Below are 22,557 nucleotides of genomic sequence, written 5' to 3'. Positions count from 1 at the left end.
CCCTAATCCTCGTTCAGGATCATTATCTGCAATGCGGCCCGGCGCGCGGTGTCCTCGAGCCCGACACGACGGAATGTGGCAATCGCTGCTGTCAGGTCCACAAGGTTGCCACGCGCGCCATGGGCGAACAATTGCATCGTCTCCAGAATGGCCTCGCCCAACTGATCGTTGATCAGCAACGTATTTATGTCCGATGGGATGGGTGCAGACCAGGCAAAACCCTGCGAAATGGCATCTGCCTGTGGTGTAGGCGAGGGCGCGCGCTGTGGATCGCCTTGCGCGAGCGCCGACAGAAACATGTTAGCGTCCGACTCGTTGGGCATCGTGCGCGCCGCGTCCTCATAAAGCTCGGACAAAAGCAGAATGCGCCAACGGAGGTTTTCGGTGGTCATATTGGGCAACGTCAATGATACCAAGCGCGGGGCAAACAATTCGGCGAAAGGCACCTCCAGATCAACCGTCTTCATCTGTGCCCAAACAGGGGTTAAAGCTTTTGAAACAGCTTCCGGATCCCCGGTTTCTAGTGCGGCTTCGAACTTTTGAATAGCGGATACACGGTCCCATACAGCGCCCGAGGCAGCAGGGGAGCGCTCGGTATATAGGCCAAGCAATTGGTTCGGCGTCAGCGCGCCAATCCGCGTCAGCCGTTCAGCAGCCTCGATCTGAGCCTTCCATCCGGCCACATCCCGCAGATCGGCGTTTGCAAAGGCCCGGGGCAGAGATGCTGTGGGCAGACGCTCACCGATTGCCTCGAAAATTCGGAAGGTAAGCGGATCGGGATCGTCGGGTTGAGGAAGGTATTCTGCCCCTTCGAACAATTCAGGGCTGAGAAAGCGATCGAGCAGGGCGAGCTGATCTTCGGGCAAGACCTGCAGCGCGTGTGCAGCTTCGAGTGTCAGCGCAGCAGAGGACCAATCCCCTCGGCGTGCTTTACAGAAGATTTGCGCGGCGTAGTTCCTCGACAAATTTGGTTGAGCGATCAGGGCAGTACAACTTCGGTCTTCGTCACCGGTCAGTAATGTGGCATCGAACCAGCGCTTGAAACGGTCCTGCGTATCGGTCGGACCGGCCAGCTGAACCAATGACTGCACCGGATCGGAGGCACCCAATTGCATCAGCCGATCCAGCCGCGCCATCAGCAGCGCGTCTTTCGTCTGCCCTCCGGCCGGGGGCCGGGCTTCGGACAGAAGCAGGGTAAACAGCAGACGTTGCATCGCGGGATTGGACTTGACCCTCACCTGCGAGATCAACTCGGCCAAACGGTCGGCATCGCTGCTTTGCCACAAATCCACCGGTAACCCTGTGACTGAAGATGCCACCAAACCCAGTGGAGGCGATAGCGCATCAAGCGGAGTGACCTGCACATCCGGCTGCATTCCTGTCTGGGTTACCGGAGGTTCCATAAGTACCGTGCCCGGCAGATTCTCTGGCGGGTCTGTCAGCCAGTCGATGACCGACAATGGCTCTTGTGTTTGTGCTTGTGCGGATCCGGCCAGAAAGAGCGCCAGTAAAGTTGCTCTAGTCGGCATTCAGGATGACCGGTTCTCGGACTTCATTTTGCGGGGCGGAAAAGTCCGCGCCGAAATACGGCCCGATATAGGCATACCCCACCAGCCCGATGAAACACAGGCAGATGAGGTAAATCAGGAACTTGATCAAACGGCCCATGGGTGAACGCTGCCTCAATTTTTGCTTTTGGCCAAGTTATAACTAGCATTTTTCTCAAGATCACGTCATTCACGACGAAATGAGCGAAATTAAGCATAACACGGTAACTTCCGACACAGTGACGCAGTATCAACTGCACAAAACCGTCGTTTTGGTCGGAATGATGGGGGCGGGCAAGACCGCTGTGGGCCGTGCACTTGCGGCGCGGCTTGGTGTTCCGTTTCTCGATAGCGATGCCGAAATCGAATCAGCGGCCAATATGACCATCCCGGAAATCTTTGCCCGCGACGGAGAGTCCTTCTTTCGCAGCAAGGAAAGCCAGGTCATTGGGCGGCTTCTGGACGAAAAAAAAGGCATCCTTTCGACCGGTGGTGGCGCGTTTCTGGCGGAAGGTAACCGCGGTATGATCTCGGATCGCGGAGCGTCGGTTTGGTTGCGGGCTGAGCTGAACGTGTTGTGGAATCGTGTCAAACACAAGGACACACGCCCGCTGCTGCGCACGGAAGATCCATATGCAACGCTGAGTGCTTTGTACGAAGCGCGTGTGCCGATCTATGAGCAGGCTGACCTGGTGGCCGACTCGGACGGCGAAACCGCAATCGAAGATATGGTGAATCGGGTGATTGCGGCACTGCTGACACGCCCTGATATTTTGGAACGGAATTAATGCATCAGACCGTACATGTTGACTTGGCCGAACGTTCTTATGATGTCGAAATCGGCCCCGGCCTTATAACTCAGGCGGGGGCGCGGATCGCTCCGTTGCTGCAGCGTCCGCGCGTTGCAGTTTTGACAGATGATACTGTCGCTGACATGCACCTGGATGCGTTGCGCGACGGTTTGGCCTCAGCCGGGATCGAGATGAGCGCACTGGCGTTGCCGGCGGGTGAAGCGACCAAAAGTTGGCCTCATTTTGAACGTGCGGTGGAATGGCTACTGGCGGAAAAGGTCGAACGGAATGACATCGTAGTCGCACTCGGAGGCGGCGTGATCGGCGATTTGGCAGGCTTTGCCGCTGCGGTGATGCGGCGCGGGGTGCGCTTTGTGCAGATACCGACATCGCTGCTGGCGCAGGTGGACAGCTCGGTCGGAGGCAAGACCGGGATCAACGCACCTCAGGGCAAGAACCTGATCGGCGCCTTTCACCAGCCATCTCTGGTTTTGGCCGATACGGCCGTGTTGGGTACACTGCAGGCGCGGGACTTATTGGCCGGATACGGCGAGGTCGTTAAATACGGACTGCTGGGCGACGCCGCGTTCTTTGAATGGCTCGAGGTCAATGGCCCGCTGTTGGCGTCGGGAGATATGGCGGCGCGGGTTCAGGCTGTCACACGCTCTGTCCAGATGAAGGCAGATATTGTTGCACGTGATGAGACCGAGCAAGGCGACCGCGCGCTGCTCAATCTGGGCCATACTTTCTGTCACGCGCTTGAGGCGGCAACAGGGTATTCTGACCGTTTGCTGCATGGTGAAGGCGTTGCCATCGGTTGCGCACTGGCGTTTGAAACGTCTTCGCGGTTAGGGCTGTGTCCGCAGGAAGACCCGAGCCGTGTAAGGGCGCATTTGCGCAAGATGGGCATGAAGACCGATCTAGCGGATATTCCAGGGGAGTTGCCGGGCGCGGAAGCGCTGGTTGACCTGATGGCGCAGGACAAAAAAGTACTGGATGGTCAGTTGCGGTTCGTACTGGCGCGTGGGATCGGGCAGGCCTTCGTCACATCTGATGTTTCGCACGAAGCGGTGGTTTCGGTGCTTGAAGATGCGCTTGCGATGAGCTGAGACAGAGGGTCAACGCCCTTGGATCACCATCAGTTCGCCTATGTTTTCCCGGGTGATGTAACCGACCATGTGCCCCGATTTGCTGCAGACGGCAATTGCAGGAGCACCATTGTGCAGGTCATTCAGAACTTTGTCCAACCCACTGGTCAGCTGCACCTGCGGGATATCAGTTTCCATGATCGACACTGCCGTGTCTGATCGGGGGTGATCGCTCGCCAGGGCGGTAAACAGACGATCGCGGGTGACGAACCCCATCAGGTTGCCATCCTGTGCGAGAACCGGAAACTCGTGCTGGGTTGTGTGAATAACTGCCTGCGCCGCGGTCGCTAGTGTGTCGTCGGGTGACAGCGCCGTGAACTTGGTGATCATCGCATCCCGCGCCATGACCCGCCGCGCAACCGAGCGCAGCGCGACGTCCTGATTCTCAGCACTGGCGGCGATGAAGACAAAGACTGCAATCAGCACCAGTATCGGGTTGCCCGAAGTCAGCCCCAGAAAGCCAAGCCCAACGGCAACAATCTGGCCACCAACAGCAGCAATGCGAGTAGCTTTGACGCGCTCCATCCTCATGCACAGCAAGGCACGGAAGACGCGCCCGCCGTCCATTGGAAAAGCCGGGATCATGTTGAAGGCTGCCAGTAGCAGGTTCACATAGGCCAGACGGTTGAGCAGCCCTGTTCCCGCGGAATCGATCTGAGCCAGAGATCCAAGCTGCATCCCGGCGCCCAAGATGACCAGCACGGCCCAGATCACTATGTTTACGGCAGGGCCAGCCAACGCCACCCAAACCTCTTGCATCGGTTTTTCGGGCATCCGCTCAAGGCGCGCAAGCCCGCCAATTGGCAACAGGGTGATATCGGGGGTCCGGATACCGTATCGCCGTGCCATAAGGGCGTGGCCAAATTCATGGGCGACAACGCAGGCGAACAAGGCCAGAACGAACAGCATGTTGTCAATGACAGCAGGCCAGCCGCCATTGGAATAGGCTGCAAAGCCAACCCACGCCAACAACAAAAAGAAGGTGACATGGACCCTCAGTTCCGAGCCGAGCAATCGGCCAAGTGAGAAGGACCATGCCATATTGTATCTCCGTTTGGGTTAGAACGGAATCTCGTCGTCGTCGATTCCGCCCGAGGCCGGTGCAGGTGCACTGGATGACCCGCCATAGGGGTCACCATAGCCGCCACCGGCCTGACCTCCGCCGCCATAACTACCACCTCCGCTGCCGCCGCCTTCACCGCGGGCATCAAGCATGGTCAGTTCGCTGCGATAGGGTCGCAGGACAACCTCGGTCGTATATCTGTCCTGCCCCGATTGATCCTGCCACTTGCGTGTTTCAAGCTGGCCTTCGATATAGACTTTGCTGCCCTTACGCAGATATTGCTCGGCAACGCGGACCAGAGGTTCCGAGAAGATGGCGACCGTGTGCCATTGGGTCCGGTCCCGACGCTCACCGGTGTTACGGTCTTTCCAAGATTCGGAGGTCGCGATGCGCAGGTTACAGACCTTTCCACCGTTCTGGAACGACCGCACCTCAGGATCGGCACCAAGATTGCCGATCAGAATGACCTTGTTGACTGAACCCGCCATATATTCCCTCGTTCTTGACTGTCTGGATCGCGCCCGAATCTGGCGCTGTATTCTGTGCTGACCCTATACGGGCTGCGACGTGGTTAAAACACGATTGATGGTGCAACGCGGATCGAGAAAATATTATGGCTGCCTTAACCAAGCTTTCATTTTCGGCTGTTTCAACTATAATCCGTCTGGTTGTTGAGGGTGCAGGATTAGCATTAATGCGTTTTCTGGTCGGTGGTATTTCGATATTGGGCCTTTGTCTGACGTCTTTTGCGACGCAGGCTGAAACGCTGTCGACAAAGAATCGCAAAGCACTGTTTCTCAAGCAATCCAAGGTGCTGGATAACCGCGCTGCCTCGCAGTACCGCGATTCAGAGCGGCTTAAACCCAAGGCTGAACGCGGAAAATTCGTCAAACGCTATACCGGCAACTACAAAGGCCAGTATCTCGATCACGCCCGAAAAGCTGCGCGGCAACATAACGTGCCGGAAGAATTGTTTTTGCGCCTCGTGCAGCAGGAAAGTGGCTGGAACCCACATGCCAAATCACACAAAGGTGCATTGGGCCTGGCGCAATTGATGCCGCAGACGGCCAGTTTGTTAGGCGTCAATCCGCATGATCCTATTCAGAATCTGGAAGGTGGCGCGCGCTACTTGTCGTGGCAATATCGCAAGTTCAAGTCCTGGCGCCTTGCTCTTGCAGCCTACAATGCAGGCCCAAAAGCGGTCGAGAAGCACGGTGGCATCCCGCCTTACAAAGAAACTCAGAACTACGTGAAAGTGATCTGGGGCGGCTAGCTGCGCCGCAGCGACTCTGATTCTTGATCAAGTGCTGAACACTACCCTAGTCTGGTAAGGTAGTTCCCAGACCGGTATTTTTTGTGATGATCAAGGCTCGACCGGATATCCCACCTGACACGATGGCCAACTGGCAGCGGCTGGTTGATCTGGTTTCGCAACTTGCCGACGTACCTGCCACGTTGATCATGAAGACCGAGGCACCGGATCACGCGGTTCTAATATCCTCGGATCATCCGGAAAATCCGTATCCTGTTGGTATGAATTTTCGCCTGAATCCAAAGCTGTATTGCCAGGGTGTTCTGGAGCGTGACGGAGAATTGGTGGTCGAGGATGCAACCTGCGATCCTGTCTGGAGCGACAATGAGGACATGGAACATGGCATGTCCTTTTACATCGGGTTTCCGTTGAAATGGCCGGACGGTTTAGTCTTTGGCACTATTTGCGTACTGGATCGCAACCGCAATCGACGCGCCCTGCTGTTCCGCAAGGGGTTGGCGCAGTTTGCCCGTATGGTCGAGTCGGATTTGGCTTTGATTCAAGAGGTTTACCTGCGCCGGGCGCTGGAAAACAAACTGAATGAAACTCTGGCGCAACTGGAACATCGCGTCAAAGTAAGGACACAGGAACTGCAGGAAACGAACACGGCGTTGCGGGTGTTGTTGACCAGTCTGGACGACGATCGAAAGGACCGTGATCAGGATATCGTTGAACGGGTCCGAACGATGGTTCTGCCATATCTGGACAAGTTGCGGGGGCAGCTGACCGAGGGCAGTGCCGCGCAGGTTTACCTGGAACTGACTGAGCGGAATCTGCAAGATATCACCTTGATGATTTCCGATAAACTCTCGGATGCGTTTTCGATTATGACGCCGACGGAGATCGAAATCGCGCAACTGGTCATGTCAGGTAAAACCACTAAGGATATCGCCCGTGCCATGTCGCGTGAGACGTCCACTATTGATTTTCATCGCAACAATATTCGCCGGAAACTGGGCCTGGAAGGCCGGGATCAAAATCTACGTAGCCATCTTTTGTCAATTTCGTGATCTTGGAATATGGGGATTGCCCCCATATTTCCCCCCGATTTTTCTGACCTGAGCGTCCTATGCTGACCTTGCTAGTCTGATTAACGAGGCGCGGATTAACTCGTGCCCTCGCAATCGGGAGGACTAGAATGGATTGCAAAGATCTGAAACCGACGATGTTGAACGGAGAGCGCGACGCATTGGCAAACGGCCTGTCGCGCCGGTCATTCTTTGTGGCAGCCGGCGCTGCGGGTGTAGGGGCAGGGGCCTCTCTGCTGGGCAGCAAACCGGCCGAAGCGCAATCGCAGGCTTGGCTGCAGCCGGGCAACAATAACCATGTGATCAATTTGCAAGGTTCAACCGGTCAAGCCAGCGCGGGAACAGTTGGGATCGATTACTACGGTCACTGCGCCATCAAGATCACCTCTCCTGACGGAGCGACAGTATTGTTCGACCCATGGCGCGATGACCCATCGGGCGCCTGGGGTTTGTGGTTCCGCAATGAGTTTCCGCAGATCCCGGTTGATATCACCATGTCCACCCACGCACATTTCGACCATGACGCCGTCGAACGCCCCAGTTCGACGATGGTTCTGGACCGAATGGCTGGGAATTTTGAGTTTGCTGATCTCAAGATCACAGGCTTTGCCGACAAGCACGCCTGCGTTGCACCGGGATGGTACGACTGGACCAACGCTCTGGCTGAATTCGGCGTTGAAGCTTGCCCGCCGAATAATGTGGGGCACATGGACATGGTGGTCTACCTCGTTGAAACCGGAGGCATTCGCACCTTGATCTGGGGTGACAACCGCCACAATCCACCTCAAGAGTTCTGGGATGCAATCGGGCAGGTGGATGTGTTGACTCTGCCCGTCGATGGATCAGAGCACATTCTTAGCTTTGACCAGGGCAATGATATTGTTGCCAAACTTAAGCCCAAGGTCATCATTCCAACCCACTACCTCAATGAAGTAACCTCATACACACTGACGACGCTGCAGGCCGCAGATGATTGGGTCAAAAGTCAGAAGAGTTACAAGATGCTCGACAGTGCAAGTCTGAAGCTGGAAGCCGGAGATGTTGCTGGTATGAACCAGGAGTTCATGCATTTCGGCAACAACGTGATGACGGGCTGATTGCAAACAGAACCTGCCACTCACCCACAACCTGCGTCGCCTGTCTCCCCACCAAACCCGACGCAAATTGAAAGGGCCGGTCTTGGACCGGCCCCTTTTCTTCGTTTGCGGGATTTATTCGGCCGCGATTTTTATGACAGGCTCCATTTTGGCCAGAATGTCTTCTGCAAGATGGCATTTAACCTGATGCCCATCTGCAAGCGTCTGAACCGGAGGCACATGGGACTCGCAGCGTCCGTCCGGCACTTGTGACTTCCAGCGGCAACGCGTCTGAAACGGGCAACCCGGTGGCGGATTCATGGCCGAAGGGATGTCGCCCTCCAGCACGATATGCTGTTTCTCGATCGATGTATCTGCGATCGGTACGGCGCTTAACAGGGCCTCGGTATAGGGGTGATAGGGTGGTGCAAAAACCTGATCGGTTGTGCCAAGTTCGACCACATGTCCCAGATACATCACCATCACCCGATCGCTGAGATAGCGCACGATGGACAGATCGTGGCTGATGAACAGCAGCGTGGTTTTGTGTTCCCGCTGAATTTCCATCAACAAATCGGTCACCGCCGCCTGTACCGAAACATCCAGAGCCGAGACTGGTTCGTCCGCGACAACGATCCTCGCGTCGCCAGCAAAGGCACGTGCGATACCCACGCGCTGTTTCTGCCCTCCTGACAGCTGGCGCGGCATTCGGTCGGCAAAAGCGCGCGGCAGCTTTACGAGGTCCAGCAGCTCGAGCATCCGTTTCTTCCGTTCGGCCTCTGAATTACCGATGCCAAAGATCTCTAAGGCGCGAATGATCTGACGCCCGACAGTCATCGACGGATTTAGCGTATCGAACGGGTTCTGGAACACCATCTGTACCTCGCCCACGGTCTTCGCGTCCCTCTCTTCGATAGGCACATGTTCGATGTTGCGATTATCCAGCAGGATCTGCCCGTCGGTCGCGGTTTCCAGACCCATCAGAACCTTCGCAAACGTGGATTTGCCACAACCAGATTCGCCCACAATTGCGAGTGTCTCGGATTCATGCGCCTCAAAACTCAGAGTTTCGTTGGCTTTGACAACTTTCGTTTCGCCACCACCGAACAATGCATTCGCAGCCACCTCATAGTACTTCTTGAGGTTGTCCATTTTCAGGACGACACGGCCGATTTCACCCTTTTCTTTTTGGTCACCCAAGGTGATAGGAGCGTTCCAATCAATCTCCTGGAATTTCAGACAGCGTGTATGGTGCCTGTCGTTCCCGGGCACCGCTTCCATCAGGATGTCTTTGGCATCACAGCGTCCTTCCTCGAAATAGTCGCAGCGTGGGCCAAAGTTACAGCCCGAGGGGCGCTCATGGGGCAGTGGGAAGTTTCCCGGAATGGCCACAAGCGGGCGTGAGTTCTTATCGGCCCCCGGCAACGGGATCGAGCGGAACAGCGCCTGCGTATATGGGTGCTGCATTTCGTCGAATACATCCTTGATCGAGCCTCGTTCGACCGCTTCGCCCGAATACATCACACACAGCCGATCACAGGTTTCCAAAACGAGACCAAGGTTGTGCGAGATAAACAGCATCGAGGTGCCATATTTCTTACCCAAATCCTTGACCAGTTCGACCACTGCGGCCTCAACGGTCACGTCCAAAGCCGTCGTTGGCTCATCCAGGATCAGCAGCGCAGGTTTCGACATCAGCGCCATGGCAATCACGATGCGCTGCTGCTGACCGCCGGACAACTGATGCGGAAAGGAATTCAGCATCCGCTCGGGGTCGGGCAGGCGAACATCGGTGACGACCTCAAGCGCGCGGGCGTAGGCCTCTTCCTTGCCAACACCTTCGTGAATCATCGGCACTTCCATCAGTTGCCTGCCGATCTTCATCGCCGGGTTCAGCGAAGCCATCGGCTCCTGATAGATCATCGCAATCTCGTTGCCGCGAATGTCGCGCAATTCTTCGCTGGTCATATCGCCGAGATCCCGGCCTTTAAATTTGATCGAACCGCCGACGACGCGACCGTTCTTGCCTAAATCCTGCATAACGCCCAAAGCGACGGTGGATTTTCCACAGCCTGATTCACCTACAAGGCCAACGGCCTCACCGGGCTGAACACTAACGGAAAAGTCCATTACGGCTGGTATTTCCCGAAGGCGCGTAAAGAAGGAAATCGAAAGTTTATCGATCTCCAGAATGGGTCCCTCATAATCCGCAAGTTTGTTCATCTTGTATCTCCTCGCGAGAGTCCGGGGATCCCCTTCATCTGGCTAAAAATATCTCGGGGGGTCCGGGGGGCTGGCCCCCCGGCCACTCTCACTTCAGTCCTTCAGACTTTCTTCGCGCAGACCATCCGCCAACAGGTTCAAACCAAGAACCAGCGACAATAGCGCCAGTGCAGGCGGAAGGGCGGGGTGTAGGTAGACCGATAAAAGCTTTCGCCCTTCATTGATCGTCGAGCCCCAATCCGGACTTTCCGGCGGTAAGCCCAGTCCGAAAAATCCCAAGGTTCCCAGAAGGATGGTGGTATAGCCAATACGCAGACAGAAATCGACGATCAGTGGGCCACGTGCATTGGGCAGGATTTCCCACAGCATGATGTACCACGGCCCTTCACCTCGGGTCTGGGCTGCAGCCACGTAGTCGCGGGTTTTGATGTCTAGCGCCAGACCGCGCACGATGCGGAACACCGTTGGCGAGTTCACGAAGACCACCGAAACAAACACCACCAGAATACCGCCCGGAATGTCGAACAGATCGAGATAAGTCGGCAGACCCCAGATGCGATAGCTGTCGGTATTGATGATGTACCCACCCGTTGAGATCAACGAAAGGTATAGCCAGAGCGCCACACCCAGAACGCCGATCAACAGCGGGGTTCTGAAATTAGGCCGTGTATAGTACCGGGAATTCAACAGCACACCGAGGAAAATGATCGGGAAGACAAATAGGATAGCGGCCATATAATTTGGCACGCCAGTTGCCACGATCTCGGGTGTCACCAGCAGATAAAACAGCAGGATAACCGGGAAGGCTAGGATCAGATTGGCCAGGAACGACAGAAGTGTATCCAGCCGACCACTATAATAACCCGCGGGCAGACCGAGGGTGATACCGACCATGAAGGCAAACATCGTCGCCAGCGGGGCGATTTGGACGACGATCCAGGCGCCCTTTACCATCCGGCTGAAGACGTCTCGGGCAAGGTTGTCGCCGCCCAGCAGATACCAGGCGTATTGGCCGTCCTCCAGGTTGGGTAAAGGTGTGCCCGGCACCTTGTTTTTCATTCCCGAGATCTGCGACAGCGGATCATGGGTCACGATCAGGTCCAGCGCGCCGAAGATGCCGGTGAAGACCCAAAACATCACAAGACCAAATCCAATCATTCCAATGGGGCTGTCAAACAGCTTGCCGTAAAGCCCCAGCTTTCGTTTGAACGCTATCGACATGGCATAGAGAAAGATCAGCGACAGCCAAACCGGCAGGAATTGCTGAGAAATCGCTCCGATAATTCCTGCGCTGGTGCCCATCAGGATACCCAGTAAGACATAAGCGACCGCAAGCCCCACGCTGGCCAGAAAGCTGTAGCGCAATGCCGCTTGTATTAGGTTCCGCAGACCTGAGCTTGAGGTCAACGTGCCGTCCGGGTTCACGGTCATTTGGTCTTCGGGCAAGACCATGCTGGCCAGCATCCATACGACAATGGACAAGGCCATCAGCCCCAAAGCCAATGCCAGTATCGGGTTCAGGAAGGCGATAGAGCCGGTCCAGGTAAGTGGTTCCATGATCTAACCCTCCTTATGAAATGCGAATGCGTGGGTTGAGATAGACGTATCCGATATCCGAGATCAGCTGCGTCACCAGCACCACGAAAACCGACACGACCGAGATCGCCAGCAACAACTGAATGTCGTTGTTGCCTGCTGCCTGTACCAGCGCCCAGCCAAACCCTTTGTAATTGAACAGGGTCTCGACGATCACGACACCGTTCAGCAGCCAAGGGAATTGAAGCATGATGACGGTAAACGGCGCGATCAACGCATTGCGCAGCGCGTGCTTCATAACGATGTTGGGGAAGGACACCCCCTTCAGACGAGCAGTCCTGACGTATTGCGCCGTCATCACCTCGGTCATCGAAGCGCGGGTCATGCGGGCGATATACCCCATTCCATAAAGCGCAATCGTCAACACCGGTAAGAAGAAGTTCTCGAATGTCGGGTTTTCCATCGCTTGCGTGGCAGTACCCTTAAACCACTTCAATCCGACAGCGGATGAGGTGAAGATCGCAATGAAGATAACACCTGACACGTATTCCGGCGTCGCGGTCGTCGTAATGGCAATAGTCGAAAGCGTCCGGTCGGTAGCCGAGCCTTCTTTCATCCCCGCCAAAATTCCAAGGATCAGCGCCGAGGGGACCATCAGCAGCATCACCCAGAACATCAGCCGCCCGGTCAAAGCCAACCTGTTGCCAACAACGGTTGAGACCTCTTGCTTGAAGACGGATGAATATCCCCAATATCCTTGCAGAATACCGCAGAAATTGGGTGACTCTTCAGCGGTTTTGCCCGGCAGAATGCATCGACCCTGAACGGTACCATCCTCATTCGTATGTCGGTATGAGGGTAGCACACCCAGCCATTCGCCATACTTGACCGGCGTTGACTGAAGATATCCGCCTTTTTGCAGAAAACTCTCGACCTGTTCATCCGACATTCGGAAATTGCCTTGCGTCTTGGCAAGTTTTTCGAGGTTCGGATAGAGGTTGGTCAAAAAGAAGACCAGGAATGTCAGGCACAATGCTGTCACAAGCATGATGCCGACGCGCCTTAAAATGAAAAGTCCCATATTAGCCCCTGTTGGTCGGCCAGCGCGAATGCCTGACGGCTTCACGCATCGCTGTTTTTATGGTCGCCGTGTTCAGGACGAAAAGGCCGCGCCCGAGAGGCGCGGCCTTATTACTTTAGGCTTAGGATATGATGCCGAACTTATACAGTTGCGGCAGGTCAGCGATGTGCTTTTCAACGCCCACCATATTGTCACGGTGGTGACGCATGGCTGTGCGCCAGTAGGGTTGGATAGTCACACCCTCATCAATCATGATCGCCTGAAGTTTGGCCATCACCTCGCGGCGTCTGTCGACATCCGCGATCGAGTTTGCCTCGGCCAACAGCGTATCGAACTCTTCATTGGCGAAACCAGATTCATTCCAGGCCACGCCTGACTTGTAGGCCAGTGCCAGAACCTGAGTACCCAGCGGGCGATGGTTCCAATTAGTCGACGAGAAGGCATACTTCGTCCAGTCGTTCCAGAAGGTCGAGCCCGGCAGAACCGTATGCTTGGCCTTGATGCCCGCGTCGTTCAACTGGGCAACTACAGCAGCGGTGGTGTTGCGACGCCAGTCATCGTCGATAGACTGAACTTCGTGCTCGAAATCACCCATTCCGGCCTCGTCCATCAGGGTTTTGGCCCCCGCAGGATCGTAGGGAATGCGTGTAACCGCTGAATCGTACTCGGGGTGCATCGGGCCGACATGACAGTTATCAGCAACAATGCCGTAGCCAGACATGCCCAATTCCAGGCACACATCGTTGTCGACGGCCATGGCCAGAGCCTGACGCACACGCTTGTCGCCATAAATCTTGTTGCCGTTTTCATCCTCGGCCAGCTGGTTCGGACGGATAACGATGGTAAAGCCCGACGGGATTTCCGATCGAACAAGGCCGATGCTGTCGAAGATGTCGACGAACTCGCCAACCGACTCCCAGTTCATGTCGATTTCTTCGGCCTCATATGCGGCGAGGAAAGCCGCCGGATCAGTGCCGTAGTCAATGAACTCGATGCGATCAACATAGCCGCCTTTGCCGGCCTCATAGCCCCACCAGTCAAAGCCTTCGTTGCGAACCAGTACACCCTTTACGCCCACTTCGTGGCTTTCCGGCATCATAAAGCCTGTGCCAACTGGATTAGAGAGCATATCGTTTGCATCGAAACTGCTGTGAACAATGGGTGCCGGATAGTCGGCCATACCGGGAATAATCGTGATGTCCGGTGCACCGCATTTCAGCTTAACGGTGTGTGAGTCGACCACGGTAATCGCGCCATCGGCAGCTTTCTGAGTGCTCTCGTCGATCAAGGATGCCATGCGCGAGGCCATCGAGTTGCCTTCAAGCGAAGCGTCGCACCAGCCTTCGATGTTACGTGCCACATCTTCGGCTGTGAAATCGTCGCCATTGTTCCACTTAACACCTTTGCGGACGTTCAGAGTGTACTCGGTAGCGTCGTCATTTGCCTCCCAGCTTTCCAGCAGCATCGGCTTGAATGAACCATCGTTGTTGTATTCAACAAGGTATTCCAGCCATCCGGCCGTAAAGGTCGCAATTTGCGTCCAGTCATAAGTACGAGGATCTTTCAGGGCGCGCACTTCCATCTGGTAACGAATGGTGCCGCCTTTCTGCGGCTCTTGCGCTGCGGCGGGCGACTGCAAACCGATCATGCCATAGGCTGTCGGAACGGCAACACCCAGCGCAGTCACACGGGCCATGAATTCGCGTCGGCTCAGATTGCCGTCGCGATATTCCTGAGCGTGCATTTCTGCCGCCCAGTGCATCGGCTTTCCACTAATTGTCTGGTTTTCCATAGATGTCTCCCTGTGACACTAAATATTTTTTAGATTTCGTGTTTCTGGTTGGTAGTACCGGGCACTACAGGGACCGTTTCGCGTCGGTCGGTAGGGCCGAAAGCTTGGTTTTTAGATTTTTGAACATCCCCATGCCCGCATTCCGCACCAGTTTTTTTGCGACGTCAATGTCGGAAATCGTCATTGATGGCACAAAAACGACATCCTGTTGGAATGTGAGGCCCGTCAAGTTACAAATTGAAACAATGCGAGCTTTGGTATCTAGAAAGACCCAAAGGTGTTGCGGATTTGAATTGATGCCTTCTAAGCCTATGTTTTAAATTACTATATATGGCTGCATGGTTGCAGTATTCAGACTTTGGCGTCAATATGGTGCCAAGATTTCATGCGAGCGCGAAACCAAGTCCGTTGACGCTTGGCGAACTGTCGTGTCGCAATTGTCGCTCGCGCGCGGGCATCGTCCAGTGTCATGCGACCTTCGAGGCAAGCCATAAGTTCTGGCACACCAATTGCCTTAAAGGCAGGCAAGGACGGGTCGTAACGTTCGCGCATGGTGGCGACTTCATCCATTGCCCCCTGATCCAGCATCTGATCGAACCGGCGACTGATACGATCCAGTAGCCAGTCTTTCTCGGCATCGAACACGATTGAAACGGAATCACTGACATCCAGAACCGGAGTGGAGGTATTGGCCTGCCAATCTGCCAGAGAGCGCCCGGTCGCCGTCACAACTTCCCATGCGCGCTGCACACGAGCGCGATTGCGGATGTCAATCTTGCCCAAGGTCTGGCTGTCGAGCTCCGCAATCAGTTCGGGCAGTGAAATCATGTCTGCCTTTGCCCGGACTTCCGGCGGGGTTGCCGGGATATCAGCCAAACCCTCGGTCAGTGCATTGAAATACAGGCCTGTCCCACCCACGATGATCGGGCGCGGGTTTAGTGATAGCAATGGTGTCACCTCGCGCAGCCAATGTCCGGTGGAATAGACCTGATCATACGCGATATGCCCATAGAGGCGGTGCAGAGCGCGGGCTTCCTCTTCGATCGAAGGGCGGGCAGAAATTATGCGCCAGCAGTCATAGACCTGACTTGCATCGGCGTTAATGATCACGCCACCGCAGCGTTCCGCGATCAAAAGCGCCAGCGCCGATTTTCCCGAGGCCGTGGGCCCGGCAATCAGTACCGGTTTGTCATCAGGGATCGTCGGCAATTGCTTCCAAAGCCGGTTCGCGGTGTTGTCGGCCATTATTGATTGCCTTGTTCCTGACTATCCGCATTGAACCTGCGGGGGTTTTGCTTCATTTTGCGCTGGAAAATAACCCCGTGCCAGCCCGGAGCGCAACATGAGCCTTTCCCCATCTGCCGAGAACACTGAGACCCCGAAAACAACATATGAACGCGTCATGTTGAAGATCTCGGGGGAGGCGCTGATGGGGGACCAGGGATTCGGCCTGCATCCGCCAACAGTTCAGCGCATCGCGCAAGAGGTGAAATCGGTTCACGATCTGGGTGTCGAAATCTGCATGGTGATCGGTGGCGGCAATATCTTCCGTGGTCTGTCAGGTTCGGCACAAGGGATGGAACGCACGACAGCGGACTACATGGGTATGCTCGCCACCGTCATGAACGCGCTGGCGATGCAATCTGCTTTGGAAGAGGTAGGGGTCTTCACCCGTGTCATTTCGGCCATTCGGATGGATGAAGTGTGCGAGCCCTACATCCGTCGCCGCGCTGTCCGCCACCTTGAGAAAAAACGGGTCTGCATCTTTGCCGCCGGAACCGGGAATCCCTATTTCACAACCGACACGGCCGCCACTTTGCGGGCCAATGAAATGGCGTGCCAGGCGATATTCATGGGCAAGAACGGCGTGGATGGCGTGTATGACAAGGACCCCAAGATCCACTCGGATGCTGTGAGATATGACAGTGTTTCATATGACGACGTGCTGACCAAGCGGCTGCGGGTGATGGACGCATCGGCTATTGCGCTGGCCCGCGACAACAATCTGCCGCTGATAGTGTTCGGTCTGGATGAGCCCGGCGGTTTCCGCGGTATTCTGGCTGGTGAGGGCACTTACACCAAAGTCCAGGGTTAAGCTCTGCTGCGCGCACCGGTGCATTTCCATGCGGCTGGCGCGCGTATTCTACATCGCAAAAAGACAAAAAAACACCATCAACACAATTGCTTGACCCAATCATCAGCATCTTGTTATCTGGCGTGGTCCTGAGATGGCCGCGATGTCATTAGCGGGGCTGCCGCCGATCTTCGGAGGTTCCGAAGGCTTGCGGCTGGGCTGGAAGACCTGCCTTGTTTGCGGGATTGCCCGAATCATGCGCGGGCAGTTTCCCGGTATTTGAAACATGACAAGCGAGTGATGTGTGATGACCACCCTCGATATCGATTTTGTTCGGTCACAGTTTCCGGCCTTTGCCGAACCCAGCCTTCAAGGGCAGGCCTTCTTTGAAAACGCTGGCGGATCATATACCTGCAAGCCCGTGATCGACAGGTTGAGTCGGTTCTATACGCAGCGGAAGGTTCAGCCTTACGGTCCCTATGAGGCCAGCCATCTTGGTGGCGAAGAAATGAACGAGGCGCGTACCCGTCTGGCCGCGATACTGGGTGTGGATACGGAGGAGTTGAGCTTTGGCCCCTCGACGACGCAGAATACCTATGTGCTGGCACAAGCCTTCCGGCAGTGGATGCAGCCGGGCGACGCGATTATTGTGACCAATCAGGACCACGAAGCCAATTCCAGACCCTGGCGGAGGTTGGCTGATGAAGGTATCGAAATCCGGGAATGGCAGATTGACCCGGAAAGCGGATCACTAAATCCGCGGGCGTTGGAGGATCTGCTGGACGAAAAGGTTCGTCTCGTCTGCTTCCCGCATTGTTCAAATGTTGTAGGAGAGATTAACCCCGTCACCGAGATCACAGCGATTGCTCATGCAGCTGGCGCGTTTGTCTGTGTCGACGGCGTATCCTATGCGCCGCACGGGTTCCCCAATGTGGGTGATCTGGGGCCGGATATTTATCTGTTTTCTGCTTACAAGACCTATGGGCCGCATCAGGGCTGCATGGTCATTCGACGAACTTTGGGTGAGCTGTTGCCCAATCAGGCGCATTACTTCAACGCTGCAACGCTTTATATGCGTTTTACACCTGCCGGGCCTGATCATGCGCAAATCGCGGCCAGCGCGGGTATGGCCGATTATGTTGATCTGCTTTGTGATCATCATGGTGGACCAGAAACAGACGCCTCTGCGCGCGGCGCATTTGTCCACGATCTGATGCGTGCGCAAGAGGTTGCATTACTGCAACCTCTGCTTGACGCTGTCAAAGACCGGAACACGCTGCGCCTGATCGGGCCGTCTGACGCAAATCTCCGTGCACCAACGGTCGCTTTGTCCTTGAGCAAAAAGGCCAAGCCTATTGCAGCGCAGCTTGCCAAATACGGTATTATGGCCGGCGGTGGTGATTTTTATGCGCACCGCCCGCTGCAGGCGATGGGCGTCGATGTAGATCAAGGAATTCTGCGCCTCAGCTTTACGCACTACACAAGTCAACAGGAAGTTAATCAGCTTTTGGAGGCACTCGACCACGTATTGTGATCCGGTTTCCGCGTTGCTTCGTATCAAAAGAAAAATGCAGGGCAGCTATGAAATCTGGGCAATCTCCGATCATTTTGTGGTTTAGGCGTGATCTGCGATTAAGTGACCACCCGGCGCTTGCTGCGGCGGTACGGTCGAGGCGGCCCATTGTTCCTGTGTTCATACTGGATGATCAGGTTCAGTCACTGGGCGCTGCGCCGAAATGGCGATTGGGTTTAGGTCTGAAGGCCTTTGCTCAGAGTCTTGAGCAGACTGGCAGTAGGTTGATCCTGCGGCAGGGTGATGCGCTGGATGTGCTTTGCGATTTGATAGAGGAAACAGGTGCAGGCGCTGTTTTCTGGTCGCGGGCCTATGATCCGGATGCAATCAACAGAGACAAGCGGATCAAGGCCATATTGGCAGGGCAGGGAACTGAAGTCCGGTCCTTTGCCGGTCATTTGTTGTTTGAACCATGGACCATCGCCACCAAAGCTGGCCAGCCGTTTCGGGTGTTCACTCCGATGTGGCGATCGGTACATGGGCGCGATGTGCCCTCGCCCGAATTGGCCCCTGCGCGGCTAACGGCGCCACAGACTTGGCCCGCAACTGATCAACTGGTCGATTGGCGGCTGGATCAAAACATGCGGCGTGGCGCGTGTGTTGTGCAACCGTTCGTCCGCCCAGGAGAAGCCGCCGCGCTGGATCAATTGGATGGTTTCCTGGAGCGGATCGACAAATACCGCGAACAACGAGACCGGCTTGATGACGTTGGAACATCGGATCTTTCGGAATACCTGGCGTTGGGCGAAATCGGGCCGCGAGCCATCTGGCACCGCGTGCAAAACGCCGGCTGGACAGGCGCATCCGGAAGTGAGACGTACCTGCGTCAGCTCGTCTGGCGCGAATTCGCCTATCACCTGATGTACCATTGGCCAGATCTTTTGACGAATAATTGGAAGTCCGAATGGGATGCGTTTCCGTGGAACACCGATCCCGATGTGCCCGAAGTGTGGGCATGGCGGCGGGCAAGGACCGGGGTTCCGGTCGTGGATGCGGGTTTAAGGCAGATGTACGTAACCGGACGTATGCACAACCGGGCGCGCATGATTGTCGCGAGCTACCTGACCAAACACCTGATGACGCACTGGAAAATCGGTGCGGATTGGTTTGCGGATTGCCTGACCGACTGGGACCCGGCAGCAAATGCGATGGGGTGGCAATGGGTGGCCGGATCGGGGCCTGATGCCGCCCCGTATTTCCGTATTTTCAATCCGATGACACAGCGTGAGCGGTTTGATCCGAATTCGGAATATTTGCACCGCTGGGTCGCTGAAGGTTGTACCGACCCTTCCGCCACTGCGCTGGCGTATTTCGATGCTGCACCGCGATCGTGGGGGCTATCTCGGGAAGACCTGTATCCAGATCCCGTCGTGAATTTGAGAGAAGGGCGCGCGCGCGCATTGCACCATTATAAGACCAGAAAAGATCAGTAAGGAACTGAAAACTTGCCAGAAACCGAATCTCGCCCTAGCTTTGTTCCGCAACCGCAGAAGGGAGAGCGGATGTTTTTGACGAGCATCGAAGGGCAGGAGGACCTGCCGAGATATTTTGCACAAGTGTTCAAGATGCTGAACCGGATGGATAGCGGTCGGCTTGACATCGCGCTGCCGGATGGTCGCGTTTTCCGGGCCGATGCGCCCAAGCCCGGACCGGTTGCACATGTGGACATCCATGACCCTGAAGTCTTTTCCCGATTGGTGCGCGAGGGAGAACTGGGATTTTCTGATGGCTATCTCGAAGGTGACTGGAGCACACCCGATCTGCGCAGTTTCATGGATCTCGTGCATTTGGGTACTGAAACTGTCTACGATGATTTCACCGGGCAAATTCTTGTTCGCGCCTATGAAAGATTAAGGTTCTGGCTGCACCGCAATAACCGATCGCAGGCGAAGAAGAACATCTCGTATCACTATGATTTGGGTAATGATTTCTACGGTCTATGGCTGGATGATACGATGACCTATTCCAGCGCCATTTTCAAAACCGGGCAGGAAAGCCTTGAGAATGCGCAAACCGCAAAATATGCCAGCCTCGTGGATGAAATGGGGGCTAAACCGGGGGATCATATACTCGAGATCGGGTGTGGTTGGGGCGGTTTCGCCGAGTATGCTGCTAAAGTGCGCGGGCTGCGTGTCACTGGGTTGACCATTAGTCAGGAGCAGTTGAATTATGCTAAGGAACGCATTGAAAAGGCAGGACTTACTGAACTTGTAGAGTTTAAACTGCAGGACTATCGCGATGAGCAGGGACAATATGACGGGATTGCCTCGATCGAGATGTTCGAGGCAGTCGGGCAGAAGTATTGGCCAGCTTACTTCGACACGGTACGTGATCGGCTAAAACCCGGTGCACATGCCACTTTGCAGATCATTACCGTCGCTGATCATCGGTGGGAGGTTTACAAGAATGGTGTTGATTTCATTCAAAAATACATATTCCCGGGGGGGATGTTGCCTGCGCCAAAAATCCTGAAAGATCAGATCGATCAGGCTGGTTTGACCATAGTACGCTCGAAGGAGTTCGGTAAAAGCTACGATCTGACTTTGCGCCGCTGGTATGAGACGTTTAATTCCAAGTGGGATAAGATTTCAGAGATGGGATTTGATGAGCGTTTTCGCCGCATGTGGAATTATTACTTGACCGCATGTGGAGCAGCCTTTGACACTGGCAATTGTGATGTGACACAGATCACAATAGCTAAACCCAGTTGAAGAACGGAAATACCGAATGCCTACAGCCTCACGTCTCGTCGCCGCGTTGTGTCTGCTGGTGATAGCGTTCCTTGTTTCAAGCATGATCATCGACAATGGTGAGGAGGGTAAGAGCTATGGCAGCTTCACCTATGTGAATATGGTCCTTGGGATTGTTTGCGGCTGGGTCATCATGGGTAAACGCGCAGGGCGCGGCTGGACGGCTGGGGTCAATAACGGACTGACAGGTGTGGTTGCTCTGGTTTTTTGGGGTCTGTTCGTACAAGGCACGTACGAGATGTTCAGTCAGGCGATGCGCCATCGGTTTGGCGGCCCGTTTGAAGCCCTGCTTGCCATTTTCAAGATCGGTGTTGGTTATGGAGAGCAACTGTTGACACCCGAAATCCTGATCACGCTGGGTATCGGTGCGGTTGTCAGCGGTGTACTGACCGAAATCGCCGTTCGTCGCTGGCGTTAAATTTGATTTGCCAATCCGGGGCCTCAACTTTGTCTAACCTATTTTTCTATGGCACTTTGCGCCATGAGCCGTTGCTGGAATATGTCATGGGCCGCAGCGCGGACGATTTATTGGCCACGCACGCGGTGTTACCTGATCACGCAGTGTATTCGGTTCAGGATCAACCTTTCCCGATGATTATTGCCGAACAGGGCACACAGGCCAAAGGCGTGCTGGTGCGGGGTCTGGGTGATACAGAGCGCGCGCGCCTGGCCTTTTATGAAGGTGGGTTTGAATATGATCTGCGTGCGCAAACCGTCATAACCAGCGATGGCGAGGCACATCAGGCACTGGTGTTTTTTTCCGATTCGGACGCCTGGAAAACCGGCGCGCCATGGGATCTGGACGCCTGGACCAGAGACTGGGGTGCGCTTTCCATGCTCGCGGCCGAAGAGGTGATGACCCATTTTGGCAAGGTAGAGGCCTCGGCAATTGCCCGCAGTTTTCCGGCCATCCGTACGCGCGCATGGGGCAGATTGGCCGCAATGCAGCGCAGCACCGGAGATGACCGGGACACAGCGCAGGATGTGATCGTGCACCATCGAAAACCCGCCTACGTGAACTATTTTGGAATTGATGAGATCGAACTGCAGTACCGGCAATATGATGGTTCAATGGGACCCGCTTTGCATCGCAGCGGGTTGATGCAGGGATCTGCGGTGATTGTCCTGCCTTACGACCCGGTGCGCGACACGGTTTTGTTGGTAGAACAGTTTCGGGCACCCGTGTTCCTGATTGACGATCCCGAGCCATGGATGTGGGAACCGGTTGCAGGCATGATCGACCCCGGAGAAACGCCCGAGCAGGCAGCCCATCGTGAGGCCATGGAAGAGGCGCAAATATCACTGCGCAAGCTGGAATATGCCGGAGGTGCGTATTCATCCAGTGGATCGTCAACCGAATACATCTACCTCTATGTCGGGCTAGCGGATTTGACCAATACTGTTGATAAGGGCGGTTTGGCATCAGAAGGGGAAGATATCCGGAGTAAAATTCTGCCATTTGATGACTTTATGAATATGGTGGATACGCATGTTTTTAAGGATTTGCCGCTTTTGACGTTGGCGCATTGGTTGGCGCGGAGCCGTCAGCGTCTGCGCGCCTAG

General features: G+C 55.3%; 20 protein-coding genes. 11 read left to right on the top strand and 9 right to left on the bottom strand.

Going from position 1 to position 22,557, the window contains the following annotated elements:
- Positions 1-2: 2 nt before the first annotated feature.
- Entirely contained in the window at positions 3-1,529 is a 1,527-nt protein-coding gene (locus BLU89_RS04895; RefSeq protein ID WP_074734923.1) for a hypothetical protein, read from the bottom strand.
- Positions 1,519-1,668: a hypothetical protein gene (locus tag BLU89_RS21495; protein ID WP_176797656.1), complete on the bottom strand. Its 150-nt coding sequence runs from the start codon at positions 1,666-1,668 to the stop codon at positions 1,519-1,521. Before BLU89_RS21495 ends, BLU89_RS04895 begins: the two co-directional genes overlap by 11 nt.
- 79 nt (positions 1,669-1,747) lie before the next feature.
- Here BLU89_RS21495 and BLU89_RS04890 point away from each other — a divergent pair, with 79 nt between their 5' ends.
- Both BLU89_RS04890 and aroB read left to right on the top strand, forming a co-directional pair.
- A complete protein-coding gene (locus BLU89_RS04890) occupies positions 1,748-2,335 on the top strand; it encodes a shikimate kinase (protein WP_074734922.1) in 588 nt (195 codons plus the stop codon).
- Positions 2,335-3,447 carry a 3-dehydroquinate synthase gene (gene aroB, locus BLU89_RS04885; RefSeq protein WP_074734920.1) on the top strand — a complete coding sequence of 371 codons (1,113 nt, stop codon included), beginning with the start codon at positions 2,335-2,337 and terminating at the stop codon, positions 3,445-3,447. Before BLU89_RS04890 ends, aroB begins: the two co-directional genes overlap by 1 nt.
- Positions 3,448-3,456: 9 nt before the next feature.
- Here the strand turns inward: aroB and BLU89_RS04880 are convergent, their stop codons facing one another.
- Positions 3,457-4,527: a site-2 protease family protein gene (locus BLU89_RS04880; RefSeq protein ID WP_074734919.1), complete on the bottom strand. Its 1,071-nt coding sequence runs from the start codon at positions 4,525-4,527 to the stop codon at positions 3,457-3,459.
- A gap of 18 nt (positions 4,528-4,545) precedes the next feature.
- A complete protein-coding gene (gene ssb, locus BLU89_RS04875) occupies positions 4,546-5,037 on the bottom strand; it encodes a single-stranded DNA-binding protein (protein ID WP_074734917.1) in 492 nt (163 codons plus the stop codon).
- 206 nt (positions 5,038-5,243) lie between these two features.
- Here ssb and BLU89_RS04870 point away from each other — a divergent pair, with 206 nt between their 5' ends.
- From BLU89_RS04870 to BLU89_RS04860, 3 genes are all read left to right on the top strand, one after another.
- Positions 5,244-5,822: a lytic transglycosylase domain-containing protein gene (locus tag BLU89_RS04870; protein ID WP_074734916.1), complete on the top strand. Its 579-nt coding sequence runs from the start codon at positions 5,244-5,246 to the stop codon at positions 5,820-5,822.
- An 86-nt stretch (positions 5,823-5,908) separates the two neighbouring features.
- Positions 5,909-6,871 (top strand): LuxR C-terminal-related transcriptional regulator, encoded by a 963-nt coding sequence (locus BLU89_RS04865; protein WP_074734914.1) that lies wholly within the window; start codon positions 5,909-5,911, stop codon positions 6,869-6,871.
- Between the two features lie 128 nt (positions 6,872-6,999).
- A complete protein-coding gene (locus tag BLU89_RS04860) occupies positions 7,000-7,986 on the top strand; it encodes an MBL fold metallo-hydrolase (protein ID WP_074734913.1) in 987 nt (328 codons plus the stop codon).
- 114 nt (positions 7,987-8,100) lie between these two features.
- Here the strand turns inward: BLU89_RS04860 and BLU89_RS04855 are convergent, their stop codons facing one another.
- From BLU89_RS04855 to miaA, 5 genes are all read right to left on the bottom strand, one after another.
- Entirely contained in the window at positions 8,101-10,188 is a 2,088-nt protein-coding gene (locus BLU89_RS04855) for a dipeptide ABC transporter ATP-binding protein (protein WP_074734911.1), read from the bottom strand.
- Positions 10,189-10,281: 93 nt separating this feature from the next.
- Positions 10,282-11,745 carry an ABC transporter permease gene (locus BLU89_RS04850; RefSeq protein WP_074734910.1) on the bottom strand — a complete coding sequence of 488 codons (1,464 nt, stop codon included), beginning with the start codon at positions 11,743-11,745 and terminating at the stop codon, positions 10,282-10,284.
- A gap of 13 nt (positions 11,746-11,758) precedes the next feature.
- Positions 11,759-12,805, bottom strand: a complete 1,047-nt coding sequence (locus BLU89_RS04845; RefSeq protein ID WP_074734908.1) for an ABC transporter permease — start codon at positions 12,803-12,805, stop codon at positions 11,759-11,761.
- A gap of 121 nt (positions 12,806-12,926) precedes the next feature.
- Positions 12,927-14,597 carry an ABC transporter substrate-binding protein gene (locus tag BLU89_RS04840; protein WP_074734906.1) on the bottom strand — a complete coding sequence of 557 codons (1,671 nt, stop codon included), beginning with the start codon at positions 14,595-14,597 and terminating at the stop codon, positions 12,927-12,929.
- A gap of 351 nt (positions 14,598-14,948) precedes the next feature.
- Positions 14,949-15,842: a tRNA (adenosine(37)-N6)-dimethylallyltransferase MiaA gene (gene miaA / locus BLU89_RS04835; protein ID WP_074734905.1), complete on the bottom strand. Its 894-nt coding sequence runs from the start codon at positions 15,840-15,842 to the stop codon at positions 14,949-14,951.
- Positions 15,843-15,939: 97 nt separating this feature from the next.
- Between miaA and pyrH the strand changes: the two genes are divergently transcribed.
- The 6 genes from pyrH to BLU89_RS04805 all read left to right on the top strand — a co-directional run bounded on the left by pyrH (position 15,940) and on the right by BLU89_RS04805 (position 22,557).
- Complete coding sequence (gene pyrH, locus BLU89_RS04830) at positions 15,940-16,692, top strand: UMP kinase (protein WP_074734903.1); 753 nt, start codon at positions 15,940-15,942, stop codon at positions 16,690-16,692.
- Positions 16,693-16,978: 286 nt separating this feature from the next.
- On the top strand, positions 16,979-18,205 hold the full coding sequence (locus BLU89_RS04825; RefSeq protein WP_074734902.1) for an aminotransferase class V-fold PLP-dependent enzyme: 1,227 nt from the start codon (positions 16,979-16,981) through the stop codon (positions 18,203-18,205).
- A gap of 47 nt (positions 18,206-18,252) precedes the next feature.
- On the top strand, positions 18,253-19,677 hold the full coding sequence (locus BLU89_RS04820) for a cryptochrome/photolyase family protein (protein ID WP_074734900.1): 1,425 nt from the start codon (positions 18,253-18,255) through the stop codon (positions 19,675-19,677).
- Between the two features lie 69 nt (positions 19,678-19,746).
- Entirely contained in the window at positions 19,747-20,955 is a 1,209-nt protein-coding gene (locus tag BLU89_RS04815) for an SAM-dependent methyltransferase (RefSeq protein ID WP_074734899.1), read from the top strand.
- 16 nt (positions 20,956-20,971) lie between these two features.
- Positions 20,972-21,412 carry a TrgA family protein gene (locus tag BLU89_RS04810; RefSeq protein ID WP_074734897.1) on the top strand — a complete coding sequence of 147 codons (441 nt, stop codon included), beginning with the start codon at positions 20,972-20,974 and terminating at the stop codon, positions 21,410-21,412.
- 29 nt (positions 21,413-21,441) lie between these two features.
- Entirely contained in the window at positions 21,442-22,557 is a 1,116-nt protein-coding gene (locus BLU89_RS04805) for an NUDIX domain-containing protein (protein ID WP_074734895.1), read from the top strand.

The organism is Ruegeria halocynthiae (genome assembly GCF_900106805.1).
GTDB lineage: Bacteria > Pseudomonadota > Alphaproteobacteria > Rhodobacterales > Rhodobacteraceae > Ruegeria > Ruegeria halocynthiae.
This window is presented reverse-complemented; position numbering and strand designations above follow the sequence as displayed.

Excerpts from the sequence above, each read along its gene's own strand:
- BLU89_RS04895 (WP_074734923.1), bottom strand. The coding sequence starts at position 1,529 with ATGCCGACTAGAGCAACTTTACTGGCGCTCTTTCTGGCCGGATCCGCA.
- BLU89_RS21495 (WP_176797656.1), bottom strand. The coding sequence starts at position 1,668 with ATGGGCCGTTTGATCAAGTTCCTGATTTACCTCATCTGCCTGTGTTTC.
- BLU89_RS04890 (WP_074734922.1), top strand. The coding sequence starts at position 1,748 with ATGAGCGAAATTAAGCATAACACGGTAACTTCCGACACAGTGACGCAG.
- aroB (WP_074734920.1), top strand. The coding sequence starts at position 2,335 with ATGCATCAGACCGTACATGTTGACTTGGCCGAACGTTCTTATGATGTC.
- BLU89_RS04880 (WP_074734919.1), bottom strand. The coding sequence starts at position 4,527 with ATGGCATGGTCCTTCTCACTTGGCCGATTGCTCGGCTCGGAACTGAGG.
- ssb (WP_074734917.1), bottom strand. The coding sequence starts at position 5,037 with ATGGCGGGTTCAGTCAACAAGGTCATTCTGATCGGCAATCTTGGTGCC.
- BLU89_RS04870 (WP_074734916.1), top strand. The coding sequence starts at position 5,244 with ATGCGTTTTCTGGTCGGTGGTATTTCGATATTGGGCCTTTGTCTGACG.
- BLU89_RS04865 (WP_074734914.1), top strand. The coding sequence starts at position 5,909 with ATGATCAAGGCTCGACCGGATATCCCACCTGACACGATGGCCAACTGG.
- BLU89_RS04860 (WP_074734913.1), top strand. The coding sequence starts at position 7,000 with ATGGATTGCAAAGATCTGAAACCGACGATGTTGAACGGAGAGCGCGAC.
- BLU89_RS04855 (WP_074734911.1), bottom strand. The coding sequence starts at position 10,188 with ATGAACAAACTTGCGGATTATGAGGGACCCATTCTGGAGATCGATAAA.
- BLU89_RS04850 (WP_074734910.1), bottom strand. The coding sequence starts at position 11,745 with ATGGAACCACTTACCTGGACCGGCTCTATCGCCTTCCTGAACCCGATA.
- BLU89_RS04845 (WP_074734908.1), bottom strand. The coding sequence starts at position 12,805 with ATGGGACTTTTCATTTTAAGGCGCGTCGGCATCATGCTTGTGACAGCA.
- BLU89_RS04840 (WP_074734906.1), bottom strand. The coding sequence starts at position 14,597 with ATGGAAAACCAGACAATTAGTGGAAAGCCGATGCACTGGGCGGCAGAA.
- miaA (WP_074734905.1), bottom strand. The coding sequence starts at position 15,842 with ATGGCCGACAACACCGCGAACCGGCTTTGGAAGCAATTGCCGACGATC.
- pyrH (WP_074734903.1), top strand. The coding sequence starts at position 15,940 with ATGAGCCTTTCCCCATCTGCCGAGAACACTGAGACCCCGAAAACAACA.
- BLU89_RS04825 (WP_074734902.1), top strand. The coding sequence starts at position 16,979 with ATGACCACCCTCGATATCGATTTTGTTCGGTCACAGTTTCCGGCCTTT.
- BLU89_RS04820 (WP_074734900.1), top strand. The coding sequence starts at position 18,253 with ATGAAATCTGGGCAATCTCCGATCATTTTGTGGTTTAGGCGTGATCTG.
- BLU89_RS04815 (WP_074734899.1), top strand. The coding sequence starts at position 19,747 with ATGTTTTTGACGAGCATCGAAGGGCAGGAGGACCTGCCGAGATATTTT.
- BLU89_RS04810 (WP_074734897.1), top strand. The coding sequence starts at position 20,972 with ATGCCTACAGCCTCACGTCTCGTCGCCGCGTTGTGTCTGCTGGTGATA.